The following is a 13107-nucleotide window of genomic DNA, read 5'->3' on the forward strand; positions in this document are numbered from 1 at the left end:
GGGCGGGGGTGGCGATGGTCGAGGTCATGGAAGGCTGATACGCAGCGGTAAGAATTCCGGATGCAGCGTAAACCTAGGCATCTACCCTGGGTAGCCTGGCGTATCCCCTTTGCATGCCTCAAGTCGCCTTTTTTGACCTCGTCAGCCACTGGCGCCTGGATGCGCCGGTCCCCCGTGTCTGGCAGGCCATCACCCAGACCGAGCACTGGCCGCTGTGGTGGCCGGGGGTCGTCGCCGTGAAACGCCTCGTCGACGGCGACGCCCAGGGCGTGGGCCGCCAGCAGCAGCTCACCTTCCGCACCGGCCTGGGCTACCGGCTGCACCTGGTGCTGGAGGTGACGGAAGTGCTGCGCGAAGAGCGCCTGCGCGCCCGGGCGGGCGGCACGATGGCAGGGGAAGGCATCTGGCTGATGAAGCAAGCCCTGCCGGAGGCGGGCGGGCATACCGACGTCACCTTCGTCTGGCGCGTCACCCTGCCGCCAGGCATCCTGCGCTGGCTGGCGCCGGTGCTGGCGCCCTTGTTTCGCTGGAATCACAAGCGGGTGATGCGGGCGGGTCGGATCGGGTTGGTCCAATATCTGGCGGTGATAGGTGGGTGAGCCTTTGCGGGCCGAGTGCCGGGCCGCTCCCAAGCCGGCCCGCCTTGGCGATGTGCTTGTGGCTCAATGCCGCAAGCATCGCCGTCCCCTTGGGGGACCGGCTGGGTTCGCCCGCGTTCAGCGGCGCGAGACCGGACGAGGGGCTGTCAAGTTCATGCCTTGGGCAACGTCACCCCCACCTGCCCCTGGTACTTGCCGCCGCGGTCCTTGTAGCTGACCTCGCAGRCCTCGTCGCTCTCGAAGAACAGCACCTGGGCGCAGCCCTCGCCAGCGTAGATCTTGGCCGGCAGCGGTGTGGTGTTGCTGAACTCCAGCGTCACATAGCCTTCCCACTCGGGCTCGAAGGGCGTCACGTTGACGATGATGCCGCAGCGGGCATAGGTGCTCTTGCCCAGGCACACCGTCAGCACATTGCGCGGGATGCGGAAGTACTCCATCGTGCGCGCCAGCGCGAAGCTGTTGGGCGGGATGATGCAGACGTCCTTGTTGATGTCGACGAAGCTGTTCTCGTCGAAGTTCTTCGGGTCCACCACGGTGCTGTGGATGTTGGTGAAGACCTTGAACTCGGGCGCGCAGCGGATGTCGTAGCCGTAGCTGGAGGTGCCGTAGCTGATGATCTTGCGGCCGTCCTGCTCGCGCACCTGGCCGGGCTCGAAGGGCTCGATCATGCCGTGCTCCTGGCACATGCGGCGGATCCATTTGTCGCTCTTGATACTCATCTCGTTTTCCTTGTTTAGCGCGGCGTCACGCCGTCGAAATACATGCCGCCATCCAGATCCAGGATGAAGCCTTTGACCGCTGCGCGCTCGGGCAYGGCCAAGCGCCCGTGGGCGATGGGTGTCCAGGGCAGCTCCGTCATCGCGATGCGCTGGGCCTTGGCGTAGATGGCCTTGCGGTCTTCCTGCTTCAACGCTTGCCTGGCTTCGGCCAGCAGCTTGTCGTAGGTCGGGTTGCACCAGAAGCTGCCGCTGGCCGAGCCGCAGGCGAGCTGGCCGGCCGTGTTGGCGGGCTCTGGGTCGCCATTCCAGCCGCTGAGCGCGGCGTCATGCTCGCCGGCATCGATGCGGCGCAGGTATTCGCCCCACTCATAGGTGACGATGCGCGCGTTGACGCCGACCTTGGCCCAGTCGGATTGGATCATCTGCGCCATGCGCTGGCCGTTGGGGTTGTAGGGGCGCACCACCGGCATGGCCCACAGCGTGATGTCCAGTGGCAGCACGCCGGCCTTCTGCAACATGGCACGGGCCTTGGCCGGGTCGTAGGGCACGGGCTTGAGCGTGGCGTCATGGGCCCAGTTGGCGGCCGGGATGACGCTGCTGGCCAGCACGCCGGCGTCGCCGTAGACGGTGCGGACGATGGCCGCCTTGTCGATGGCCATGTCCAGGGCCTGGCGCACCTCGACCTTGGACAGGGCCGGGCGCTTGGTGTTGTAGGCCAGGATGCCGATGTTCATGCCGGCCGCTGTCGCCAGTTTGATGTTGGGGTCCTTCTTCAACTCGTCCAGCTCGGCCGGGCCGACCGGGTAGGCGATGTCGCATTCGTCGCGCTTGAGGCGCTGGGCGCGCACGCTGGCATCGGTCGTGATCGCGAAGACGAGCTGGTCGGCGCGCGGCCTCTCGTCCTTGCGCCACCACGTCTGGTGCTTCACGTAGCGGATGACACTGTCGGCGCGAAAGCTCTTGAACTGGAAGGGGCCGGTGCCGACGGGCATCTGCGTGATGCGCTGCGGCGTGCCGGCCTTGAGCAGCTGGGCACCCAGCTCGGCCGACTGGATCATCGTGAAGGCGAAGCTCAGCGCCGACAGGAAGGACGCGTCGCGCTCGGCCAGAGTGATGCGCACCTGGTGCTCGCCCAGCTTCTCGACCTTGGTGATGAGCTTCTCCCAGCCGAAGGACGCCACATAGGGCGACACGCTCGGAAAGGCCTTGGCAAACGCGCTGTCACGGCTGAGCAGGCGGCCGAACGTGAAGATCACGTCGTCGGCATTGAACTCGCGCGTCGGCTTGAAGCCTTCGACGGCATGCCAGGTCACGCCTCGGCGCAGCTCGAAGGTGTAGGCCAGGCCATCGGGGCTGATGCTCCAGCTCGTTGCCAGGCCAGGAATCAATTGATCCGTGCCGCGCTTGACCTCGATGAGGTTGCTGAAGATGGGCATGTGGGCGACATGGTCGATGCCGCTGTCGGTCATCGCCGGGTCGAAGGTCTTGGGGCTGCCGGCGGCGCAGAAGCGCAGCGTCGTGTCGGCCTGGGCGATCAGCGGCAGGGCCAGCAGCAGTGCGGCCAATCGCTTCAATTCCGGCTTYACTTGATGATCTCCGCGGCGGGCACGAAGGGCAGGATGCCCATGGATTGGTAGAGGGCCGAGGGCGACAGCGCTTGCTCGCCCTTGATGACCAGCGCAATGCGCCGGATGGCGCGGATGTCGGCCACCGGGTCGCCGTCGATCAGCACGAGGTCGGCGCGCTTGCCGCGCTCGATGCTGCCAATCTCGCTCAGGCGGTCGCTGTATCTGGCGCCGTTCCAGGTCGCGATCTTCAGCGCCTGCGCGGCGGGGATGCCGGCCTGCACGTAGAGCTCCAGCTCGCGCTGCAGCGCAAAGCCGGGCGTTGCGTCCGTACCCGCCACCAGCGGGATGCCGGCCGCGTGCATGCGGCGCAGCAAGTCCATCATGACCTTCCAGCTCGCGCCCCAGCGCCGGGCCTTGGTGTCGTCCATGTCGACTTCGGCCGACAGATAGCTGCGCTGCAGCACAGCCGGCCAGTTCGCGGACACCATCGCATAGCTGGGATTGGGCTGCCCCTGGCGCTGCGTGTACTGGGCCTCGAAGGCCGTCATCGTCGCATCGACGACCGTGCCCTTCTTCTTCAGCAGGGCCAGGAAGTCCTGCGTGCGGCGGTCATTGAGCTTGAGGTCGGCCGCCTTGTCGCCGGGCAGGTTGAAACGCAGCAGGGTGCGCGTGTCGTCGCCCTTGCTGACCAGGAAGTTCAGCGTGACCTGGTTGATGTGGTGCAGCTCGTCGTAGCCCGCCTCGACCGCCTGGCGCGCCGTCATGAAGGCCGGCACATGGCCGCCGGTGCGCAGGCCCAGCGAGCGCGCATGCGCCACCATGGGCTTGACCCACTCGGGGCGGATGGAGTTGTAGAGCTTGAGCTGGCGGTAGCCGTGGGCGGCGTACCAGTCGATGGCGGCCAGGGCCTCGTCCAGGTTGTCGGCCACGAAGTCGGACTGCGAAGAGAACGGGCTCTTGCCCTCGATGAAGCCATTGGCCGCGATGCGTGGGCCCAGCACCTCGCCGCGCTCGATGCGGCCTTTCAGTTCGGCCAGGTCGGCATTGCTGTTGCCGACATCGCGCACGGCCGTCACGCCCGCGGCCAGGTTCAGCAGCAGCGCGCTGGCGTCCAGGTGGGAGTGCATGTCGATGAAGCCCGGCAGCAGGGTGCGGCCCTTGCCGCTGATGCGCTGGGCCGGCTCGGCGTTCTTCAGGCTGCCGGGCTTGGCTATTGCCGCGATGCGCCCCTCGAGCAGGTAGACATCGGACGGCCCGCGCAGCACGGCGGCCTGCGAGTCGAACCAGCGCACGCCTTCGATGACGGTCAAGCCGGGCAGCGGCTTGGGCAGGGTCTTGGCCAGGCGCTCCAGCCGCGCCAGCTGAGCAGCCTTCTGCACGTCGGACAGCCGGTCCATCTCGGCCTCGAAGCCCTGCAGCAGCGTGCCGCCCCAGCCCGGCGAGACCTGGGCGAACAGCGCCTGGTTGTCCTCGCGCAGCCAGAGGTAGCTGGGATCGAGGTCCAGGCCGTCGATGGCGTACAGGCCAACCTCGAAGCTGGCACCGGCCGGCTTGAGCGTCTGCACGCGCTCGATGCTGATCTGGCCCACCGGCAACGCGGCCGCGCGGTGGTCGGAGCGCTGCAGCAGGGTGCGCGCCAGGCGGCCGGCCCAGGCCGGGCTGGCCTGCACGGGCAGATAGACGAGATCGCGGCCCACGCCGGGCTTGTCGCCGCGGTCCACGGGCGAGCGCCAGCTGGCACGGCCGTCCTTGAGCTCGAAGCTTTCGTCGATGCGCGCGCCGTAGGTTGAGACGCCCTCGGTGCGGTAGGCCGCCCAAGTGCCGTCTGCGGCCAGTTCCAGCACCTCCTTCTGGTCGGGCCCGCGGCCGTTGTTGCGGTAGCTGTAGTCGGTCTCGAGGCGGGTGGCCGTTTCGGTGACCTTGAGGTGACCGCAGGCGGTCTTGGCACACACCACGGTGTAGGTCTGGGCCTGGACAGCGCCGGCAACACACAGCGCGAACAGCAAGGGCAGCAGCTTCATGAGGCGGTTTCTGTCTTAGGTGGCGCGGACTTTACTGAGGGAGGCGACACCCTTGTTTGCGAGCATGTCCGCGCGCTCGTTGCCGGGGTCGCCCGCATGGCCCTTGACCCAGCGCCAGTCGACCGTATGCAACTTGCGCAGCGCGTCCAGCCGCTGCCAGAGGTCGGCGTTCTTGACCGGCTTGCCGTCGGCCGTCTTCCAGCCACGGCGCTGCCAGTTGATGATCCATTCGGTGATGCCCTTGCGCACGTATTCGCTGTCCAGGTAGACGACGACGTCGCAGCTGCGCTTGAGCGAGGCCAGGGCCTCGATGGGCGCGGTCAGCTCCATGCGGTTGTTGGTCGTCTCRCGCTCGCCGCCGAAGAGCTCCTTGTCGTGGCCGCCGCTGCTCAGCCAGGCACCCCAGCCGCCAGGGCCGGGGTTGCCCTTGCAAGCGCCGTCGGTATAGATGGTGACCTGCGGGCGCTTGATGAGGGTGGTGGGCTTGGGGGTCGGTTCGGTCATTCTTTTTTGTGATGGTTGTTCAGCGCGACGGCGGGCGCCTTTTTTGCCGCTGCACGCGAGTTCTTGGCCAGGCCGATCATGCGCATGCCGTGCACGCGCTTGACCGCCTGGATGAAATAGACGGCGCCCAGCACCGGCCACCAGCGCGAGCCGATGCCGTCGACCCAGCGCCAGCGCTGCAGCCAAGCCTCGGAGCGCAGCGGCGGCCGATAGATGCCGAAGCGCGCCGCCTCGACGTCAAAACTCAGCAGCTTGAGCCAGTCGCGCAGCCGCCAGTAGCCGATGAAGTCGCCATCACGGGGCAGATAGGGCTCGCCGCGGCGCTTGAGGCGGCCGAGGTTCTGGCGCAGGCCCCAGAGGCTGGCCGGGTTCAGGCCGAAGACGATGAGCCGCCCCTCGGGCCGCAGCACGCGCTCGACTTCGCGCAGCAAGGCGTGGGCGTCGGGCGCCAGCTCCAGCGCGTGCGGCAGCAGCACGAGGTCGAGGCTGGCGCTTTCGAAAGGTAGCGCGTCAAAATCGCAAAGCAGGTCACGACCGGCCAGCCAGCGGTGGGGCATGCGGTTGGTCTGCAGACCGTTCAGTTCGGGCAGGCCGAGTTGTAAGGCGTGAAACCCGAACAAATCGGTCACGGCTGCGTCGACCTGGGCCTGCTCCCAGGCAAGCAGATGGTGCCCGGGCGKGGTTTGCAGCCAGGCTGTCAAATCTATACTCGGCGCTTTATCTGTCATGGGTTGGCGCCATTGACGCTCAGTTTGACGCTCACGCCGCTTCCTGCATTCGACGACAACTACCTCTGGCTGCTGGACAACGGCCGCGAGGCCCTCGTCGTCGACCCCGGCGACGCCGCGCCGGTGGCTGCGGCGCTGGATGCCCGGGGCCTGACGCTGGCGGGCATTCTATTGACCCACCACCATAGCGATCACGTCGGTGGCGTCGACGCACTGCGGCCGCGCCTGCAAGGCCCCATCTACGGCCCCGTCCACGAGGAGCTGCCTGAGCCAGTACAGCGCCTGCATGGCGGCGATGCGGTCGAGTTGCTCGGCCTCAAGTTCGCCGTCATGGACGTGCCGGGCCATACGGCGGGTCACATCGCCTACTTCGCTGCTGACGTCCCTGGCAGCGACCCCCTGCTCTTCTGCGGCGACACCCTCTTCAGCGCCGGCTGTGGCCGCCTCTTCGAAGGCACGCCGGCGCAGATGCATGCCTCGCTGCAATCCCTGGCCGCGCTGCCGTCCGAGACCCAGGTCTGTTGCGCCCATGAATACACCCTGTCCAACCTGCGCTTTGCGCGCGAGGTGGACCCGGCCAACGCGGCGCTGGCGACCTACGCCGCCTGGTGCGAGGCCGAGCGCGCCGCCGGCCGGCCCACGCTGCCCGGCCGCATCGGCAACGAGGTGCGCATCAACCCTTTCCTGCGTTGTACCGAAGCCGCTCTGCGTGAGGCCGCTCGCCGCCACGCCCCCCTCAAACTCCCGGCCGCGCCCAGCCCGGTCGATGTGTTCGCCACCTTGCGCGAATGGAAGAACGGATTCCGATGACCCTGATTCACCGACTCTCTCCCAAGGCGCTCGCGCGCCTTTCTCCGATCCTTTTGGCTGCCCTGCTTGCCGCCTGCGCCACCACCGCTCCGGTCGATCCCGCCAGCCTCGACACCCCGCCTACCCCACTCCCCGTTGCCGCTGAACCTGCCCCCGCGCCGCTGACGCTCGCGGCACCCGCGCCGGTGCGCGCCATCGCGGCCGAACTGCTCGAGGACAACCTGCGCCCCGGCGAGAAGGTCGACCTCGACGCGCCGGATGTGAACGCCGACCTCTGGGCCCGCGTGCGCAAGGGCTTCCAGCTGCAGGACCTGGACGACGACTGGGTGCGCAAGGCCGAGGCCTGGTACACCGCGCGCCCCGACTACGTCGAGYGCATGACGACGCGCGGCAGCCGCTACCTCTTCCACATCCTGGACGAAGTCGAGAAGCGCGGCATGCCTGCCGAGCTGGCCCTGCTGCCCTTCGTGGAGAGCGCCTTCGTCACGCACGCCGTGTCGACGGCCAAGGCTACCGGCATGTGGCAGTTCATGCCCGCCACCGGGCGCGACTTCGATCTCAAGCAGAACATCTTCCGCGACGACCGACGCGACGTGCTGGCCTCCACCCGCGCCGCGCTGGACTACCTCGGCCGCCTGCACAAGCAGTTCGGTGACTGGCATCTGGCGCTGGCGGCCTACAACTGGGGCCAGGGCAATGTGCAGAAGGCGGTGGCGCGCAATCAAAAGCTCGGCCTGCCGACCGACTACGCCAGCCTGAAGATGCCCGATGAAACGCGCTACTACGTGCCCAAGCTGCAGGCGGTGAAGAACATCGTCTTCGCACCCGATCGCTATGCGCTGACGCTGCCGGTGGTGGCCAACCACCCGTATTTCCTGAGCGTGAAGATCGAGCGCGACATCGACGTGGCCCTGGCCGCCCAGCTTGCCGGCATCACGCTGGAAACCTTCCAGCAGTTCAACCCGCAGATGAACAAGCCGGTCATCCTGGCCGCCGCCACGCCCCAGGTGCTGCTGCCTTATGACCAGGCCAGTGCCTTCGCCGAGAACCTGGCCCGCCACAGCGGCCCGCTCGCGAGCTGGACGGCCTGGGTCGTGCCCAAGACCATGAGCCCGGGCGAGGCCGCCAAGCGTGCCGGCACCAGCGAAGCGCTGCTGCGCGACATCAACAAGATTCCGCCCAAGATGCTCGTGAAGGCCGGTTCGACGCTGCTGGTGCCGCGCGGCGAACACATCGTCGCCGACGTGTCCGAGCGCCTGGCTGACACCGCCGCGCTCAACCTCGCGCCCGACGCGCCGCCGCTGCGCCGCGTGACACACAAGGCCGGCAAGGCTGACACCGTGGCCACCATCGCCGCCCGCTACAAGGTGCGCAGCGAGCAGGTGGCGCAGTGGAACAAGCTGGCCGCCAACGGCCGCCTCAAGCCGGGCCAGGCCGTCGTCGTCTACACCGCCTATTCGCCGGCCAAGGCACCGGTGGCCAAGGCGACGCCCGCCAAGGTCGTGAAGGTGGCCGCCAAGGCGCAGCCCAAGGGCAAGGGCGGCAAGGGCCGCACCGTCGTGGCCGCGGCCACGCCTTGAGCCTTGTTTCAGCGAACGAGGAACAGTGCGACGCAGGCCGCCAGGCCTGCAGCCCACACCAGTGAGCGCAGCGAGGCGCGGTCCGCCACATAGAGGCCAATGAAGGCCAGGCGCGCAGCGACGAATCCCACGGCCAGCGCATCCACGCTGCCCTGCGCGGCCTGGTGCTGATGGGCGACAAAGAGGCCGGCGACGAAGATGGGCAGGGCCTCCCAGCTGTTGGCCTGGGCCGCGTTGGCCCGCGCCTGCCAGCCGTCGAGCTTGGCCAGCCATTCGCGCGGCTGGTTGTTGTCGAAACCGCCATCACGCCTGCGCTTGCCGAAGCCCTTGGACTTGGCCAGGAATGTGCAGCCCAGGGGCAGCAGGCAGGCGACGAGCAGGCAGAGTTGGGCAATCGTCATCCGGGCTTCCTCAGCGTCGATCAGTCAAGGCATGAGCTATGGTGCCCAGGTCCACGTATTCGAGCTCACTGCCAACCGGCACGCCGCGCGCAAGCCGCGTCGACTTGATGCTCCGGGCGCGCAGCGCCTCGGCCAGTACATGGGCCGTGGCCTCGCCCTCGGCGGTGAAGCTGGTGGCGAGGATGACTTCCTCGACACCTTCCTCGCTCGCCCGCGCCAGCAATTCGGCCGCGCCGATCTGGCGCGTGCCCACACCATCGAGCGGCGACAGCCGCCCCAGCAGCACGAAGTAGTAGCCGCGATAGGACGCGGTGCGCTCCAGCGCCGCCTGGTCGGCCGGCGTCTCGACGACGCACAGCAGCCGCGCGTCGCGGTCGGCGTCCGCGCAGACGCTGCAGATCGGCGTTTCGCTGAAGGTATGGCAGCGCTCGCAATGCTYGATGTGCTCGCCCGCCGCCGTCAGCGCATCAGCCAGACGCGGCATGGCCAGCCGGTCATGCTGCAGCAGGTGGTAGGCCATGCGCTGGGCCGACTTCTGGCCCACGCCAGGCAGGCGCTTGAGCGCCTCAACAAGCGTATCCAGTGCGTTCAAATCGAAGCCACGTTGTCAGTAAACGATCGCAGCCGCAGGCGCGATCTCATCAAGCGGCAGCCGTGGAACTGGCTTTGCCAGGCCACTGGCTGCGCCCCCTTGAGGGGGAGGCGCGAAGCGCCTCGGGGGTGGGCCATCAAAACGGGAACTTCATGCCGGGGGGCATCGGCATGCCTTGAGTCAGCTTGCCCATCTTCTCGGAGCTGGTCGCCTCGGCGCGGCGGGCTGCGTCGTTGAAGGCGGCGGCGACGAGGTCTTCCAGCATGTCCTTGTCATCGGCCAGCAGGCTGGGGTCGATGGTCACGCGGCGAACCTCGTGCTTGCAGGTCATCAGCACCTTCACGAGCCCGGCGCCACTCTGGCCCTCGACCTCGATGTTGGCGAGTTCGTCCTGCGCCTTCTTCAGGTTGTCTTGCATCGCCTGGGCTTGCTTCATCAAGCCGGCGAGTTGGCCTTTCATCATGATCGTGTCCTTGTCTACGGAGTGGGCGTCAGCGGCTGCACCGAACCGGGCAGGATGCGTGCCGACGGGAATTGGGAAAGCAGTGTCCGCGTCATCGGATGCTGGGCGGCGAGGTCTTCGGCCGCACGCTGCTGGGCTTCGGCCCGGGCGACCGTGCGCAGGGCGATGGAGTCTTCGGCCACGCCGACCTCAATGTCGAGCTTTGCGTCGAGGGCCGCTTCGAGTTTGCTGACCAGGGCCGGCGCGCGCAGCGATTCGCGCTCGACGCGCAGCGTCCAGACCTCGCGGCCGTCGGCGCTGGCGCAGCCCAGGGCCTGGGCCTGGCGGGCCAGCTCGCCCGTCATGCCCACCAGGTTGAGGGCCGCGATGCGCTCGGCCCACTGCGCACCTTCGGGCGTCTCGCGCAGCTCGGCGCGGCGCGGCGCTTCGGGCTCGCGAGCCGCAGCAGCCACCGGCGCGGGCGCGTCATCCGCTTCCATCCACGGCGGCGGCGCATCGTCGGGCGGCGGGCCATCCATGTCGTCATCGGCCTGCGCCTCGACTTCGACCGGGCGCGGGCGCAGTCGGTCGCTGAGCCTGGGGGCGGCCGGCTCGGCCACCACGGGCGCCGCGACCACCGGGACCGGCGCGACAACCTTGGGCACCGCCACCGGCGCCGGTGGCGCCACCTTGGGCAGCGGCACGGCGACAACCGCCTTGGCCACTGCCGCCGGCCTCACCAGGGCCGCGGCCTTGATGGGCTTGGGGCTCGTGCCGGCCGGCCGGAAGGCCAGCATGCGCAGCAGCACCATCAACAGACCCGCATATTCGTCTGGCGCCAGATGCAGCTCGGCGCGGCCATGCAGGGCCATGCTGTACATCAGCTGGATCTCGTCGGCCGGAAGTAGAGCAGCCAGGCGGCGGATCTCGGCGGTTTCGGTGTCGGCATCGTCCAGCGCCATCGGCGCGGCCTGGGCCAGGGCCATCTGCTGCAGCAGCGTGGCCAGGTCCTCCAGCGTGCCGGCGGCCGACAGGCCCGCGCCACGCAGCGCATCGGCCTGGGCCACGACGGCCTCACCGCTCGCCGCAGCCAGCGCATCCACGATGGCCACGACATGGCCGCGGTCGACGCTGCCCAGCATCTGGCGCACGCCGGCTTCAGTCAGCGACCCCGCGCCGAAGGCGATGGCCTGGTCGGTCAACGACAGCCCGTCGCGCATCGAGCCGCGAGCCGCACGCGACAGCAGGCGCAGCGCGCCCGGTTCGGCCGGTACGCTCTCCGCGCCCAGCACATTGCCCAGGTGCATCTGCACGTCCGCCGCCGCCATGGGCCGCAAGTTGAACTGCAGGCAGCGCGACAGCACGGTGACCGGCACCTTCTGCGGATCGGTCGTCGCCAGCACGAACTTCAAGTAGTCGGGCGGCTCCTCCAGCGTCTTCAGCATCGCGTTGAAGGCAGTGTTCGAGAGCATGTGCACTTCGTCGATCATGTAGACCTTGAAGCGCCCGACGACCGGCTTGTAGACGGCCTGGTCGAGCAGTTGCGAGATCTCTTCGACACCGCGGTTGGAGGCCGCGTCCAGCTCGACGTAGTCGACGAAGCGACCCGAATCGATATCCCGGCAGGCATGGCAGACGCCGCAGGGCTGGGCCGTGATGCCGCCTGTGCCGTCCGGCCCGGTGCAATTGAGGCTCTTGGCGAGGATGCGCGACACCGTCGTCTTGCCGACGCCGCGGGTGCCGGTGAACAGATAGGCGTGGTGCAGGCGCCCCTGCGTCAAGGCATTGGCGAGGGCCTGCACGACGTGCTCCTGCCCGACGAGCTGCTCGAAACTCTGCGGGCGGTATTTGCGGGCCAGGACCTGATAACTCATGCCGGTCATTCTATGAGGGGCCCTCCGTCGATAATTGGCGGATGACCAGTACCGCAGCCCCCCTCACCTACGACCAAGCCGGCGTCAACTACGACCTGATCGACCCGCTGAAGATCACGGCCCAGCGCGCCGCCGCCGCCACGGCGACCCACCTCGCCGGCCACGGCTTCACCGAGGTCAAGGCCTCTCGCGGCGAATCGGCCTATGTCGTGGACGTGGGGCCGTTCTACCTTGCGTCCATCGTCGAATGCCTGGGCACCAAGACCCTGGTGGCCGACGAGATGGCCAAGCTGACGGGCAAGAGCTTCTTCGCCGGCATCGCCCAGGACACCATCGCCATGGCGGTCAACGACCTGATCACCGTCGGCGCCACGCCGCTGGTCGTGCAGGCCTACTGGGCGGCTGGTGGCAGCGACTGGTTCGGTGACGCCCAGCGGGCGCAAGCCCTGGTGGCCGGCTGGAAGGCCGCCTGCGACACCTGCCAGGTCGCCTGGGGCGGCGGCGAGACGCCCGCGCTGGCCGGCATCGTCGAGGACGGCCGCATCGACCTGGCCGCGTCCTGTACCGGCCTCATCAACCCGAAGGAACGCCTGTCAGTGGGCGACAAGCTCGGTGCCGGCGACGCCATCGTGCTGCTGGCCTCAAGCGGCATCCATGCCAACGGTCTGAGCCTGGCGCGCAAGCTGGCCGAGCGCCTGCCCCAGGGCTACCTCACCGAGATCGAGCCGGGCGTCAGCTACGGCGAGGCCCTGCTGGCGCCGACGGCCCTGTATTCGCCCGTCACCGAAGCGCTGTGGAAGGCCGGCATCGCGCCGCACTACTGCGCCAACATCACCGGCCACGGTTGGCGCAAGCTGCTGCGCCACCCGAGCCAGCTGACCTACCGCATCCACACCGTGCCGCCCAAGACGGCGGTGCTGGACTTCATCCAGAAGCAAGCCGGCCAGGACGATCGCGAGGCCTACTCCACGCTGAACATGGGTGCGGGCTTCGCCATCTTCGTCAAGGCCGAGGACGCCGAGCGCACCGCCCAGGTCGCGCGCGACTGCGGCATTGAGGCCTGGGTGGCCGGCACGGTGGAAGCGGGCGAGAAGCAACTGCTGATCGAGCCGCTGGACATCCGCTTCAGCGAAGACGACCTACACCTGCGCTGATATGTGGTGTGACGCTCCACGGGCCGAGCGCTGGGCCGCTCCCGAGCCGGCCCGCCATGGCGATGTGCTTGCGGCTCGATGCCGCAAGCATCGCCGTCCCCTCGGGGGACCGACC

The 13107-nt window shown here is 68.3% G+C and carries 13 protein-coding genes; 4 read left to right on the top strand and 9 right to left on the bottom strand.

Annotation, left to right across the window (positions count from 1 at the left end; genetic code table 11):
* Positions 1 to 113: 113 nt before the first annotated feature.
* Positions 114 to 599, top strand: coding sequence for an SRPBCC family protein (locus tag AC1DU6_RS08465; protein ID WP_477856685.1), 486 nt, complete (start codon positions 114 to 116; stop codon positions 597 to 599).
* A 152-nt stretch (positions 600 to 751) separates the two neighbouring features.
* On the opposite strand, the gene dcd is transcribed toward AC1DU6_RS08465, so the two are convergent.
* From dcd to AC1DU6_RS08490, 5 genes are read right to left on the bottom strand one after another with little or no spacing between them, the layout of a single operon-like run.
* Positions 752 to 1318, bottom strand: coding sequence for a dCTP deaminase (gene dcd / locus AC1DU6_RS08470; RefSeq protein ID WP_477856687.1), 567 nt, complete (start codon positions 1316 to 1318; stop codon positions 752 to 754).
* A gap of 14 nt (positions 1319 to 1332) precedes the next feature.
* Positions 1333 to 2892 carry an ABC transporter substrate-binding protein gene (locus AC1DU6_RS08475; protein WP_477856688.1) on the bottom strand — a complete coding sequence of 520 codons (1560 nt, stop codon included), beginning with the start codon at positions 2890 to 2892 and terminating at the stop codon, positions 1333 to 1335.
* 8 nt (positions 2893 to 2900) lie between these two features.
* On the bottom strand, positions 2901 to 4907 hold the full coding sequence (locus tag AC1DU6_RS08480) for an amidohydrolase family protein (RefSeq protein ID WP_477856699.1): 2007 nt from the start codon (positions 4905 to 4907) through the stop codon (positions 2901 to 2903).
* A 15-nt stretch (positions 4908 to 4922) separates the two neighbouring features.
* Positions 4923 to 5411 (bottom strand): ribonuclease HI, encoded by a 489-nt coding sequence (gene rnhA / locus AC1DU6_RS08485; RefSeq protein WP_056198020.1) that lies wholly within the window; start codon positions 5409 to 5411, stop codon positions 4923 to 4925.
* Positions 5408 to 6112, bottom strand: coding sequence for a class I SAM-dependent methyltransferase (locus AC1DU6_RS08490; protein WP_477856690.1), 705 nt, complete (start codon positions 6110 to 6112; stop codon positions 5408 to 5410). Before AC1DU6_RS08490 ends, rnhA begins: the two co-directional genes overlap by 4 nt.
* Before the next feature lie 51 nt (positions 6113 to 6163).
* Between AC1DU6_RS08490 and gloB the strand changes: the two genes are divergently transcribed.
* On the top strand, positions 6164 to 6949 hold the full coding sequence (gene gloB, locus AC1DU6_RS08495; protein ID WP_477856692.1) for a hydroxyacylglutathione hydrolase: 786 nt from the start codon (positions 6164 to 6166) through the stop codon (positions 6947 to 6949).
* The gene (locus AC1DU6_RS08500; RefSeq protein ID WP_477856694.1) at positions 6946 to 8529 is read left to right on the top strand and encodes a transglycosylase SLT domain-containing protein; all 1584 of its coding nucleotides are present in this window, start codon (positions 6946 to 6948) and stop codon (positions 8527 to 8529) included. The genes gloB and AC1DU6_RS08500 overlap by 4 nt, the downstream gene beginning before the upstream one ends.
* An 8-nt stretch (positions 8530 to 8537) precedes the next feature.
* Here AC1DU6_RS08500 and AC1DU6_RS08505 read toward each other — a convergent pair whose 3' ends face one another.
* The 4 genes from AC1DU6_RS08505 to dnaX all read right to left on the bottom strand — a co-directional run bounded on the left by AC1DU6_RS08505 (position 8538) and on the right by dnaX (position 11838).
* Positions 8538 to 8930, bottom strand: coding sequence for an MAPEG family protein (locus AC1DU6_RS08505; protein WP_056198029.1), 393 nt, complete (start codon positions 8928 to 8930; stop codon positions 8538 to 8540).
* 10 nt (positions 8931 to 8940) lie between these two features.
* Positions 8941 to 9522 carry a recombination mediator RecR gene (gene recR, locus AC1DU6_RS08510; protein WP_477856696.1) on the bottom strand — a complete coding sequence of 194 codons (582 nt, stop codon included), beginning with the start codon at positions 9520 to 9522 and terminating at the stop codon, positions 8941 to 8943.
* Between the two features lie 136 nt (positions 9523 to 9658).
* A complete protein-coding gene (locus tag AC1DU6_RS08515; RefSeq protein ID WP_056198033.1) occupies positions 9659 to 9985 on the bottom strand; it encodes a YbaB/EbfC family nucleoid-associated protein in 327 nt (108 codons plus the stop codon).
* Positions 9986 to 9999: 14 nt separating this feature from the next.
* Positions 10000 to 11838 (bottom strand): DNA polymerase III subunit gamma/tau, encoded by a 1839-nt coding sequence (gene dnaX, locus AC1DU6_RS08520; RefSeq protein ID WP_056199609.1) that lies wholly within the window; start codon positions 11836 to 11838, stop codon positions 10000 to 10002.
* Between the two features lie 41 nt (positions 11839 to 11879).
* Here dnaX and AC1DU6_RS08525 point away from each other — a divergent pair, with 41 nt between their 5' ends.
* The gene (locus AC1DU6_RS08525; RefSeq protein WP_056198035.1) at positions 11880 to 12992 is read left to right on the top strand and encodes an AIR synthase-related protein; all 1113 of its coding nucleotides are present in this window, start codon (positions 11880 to 11882) and stop codon (positions 12990 to 12992) included.
* Positions 12993 to 13107 lie beyond the last annotated feature (115 nt).

The sequence above is a fragment of the Roseateles sp. P5_B10 genome, assembly GCF_056400485.1.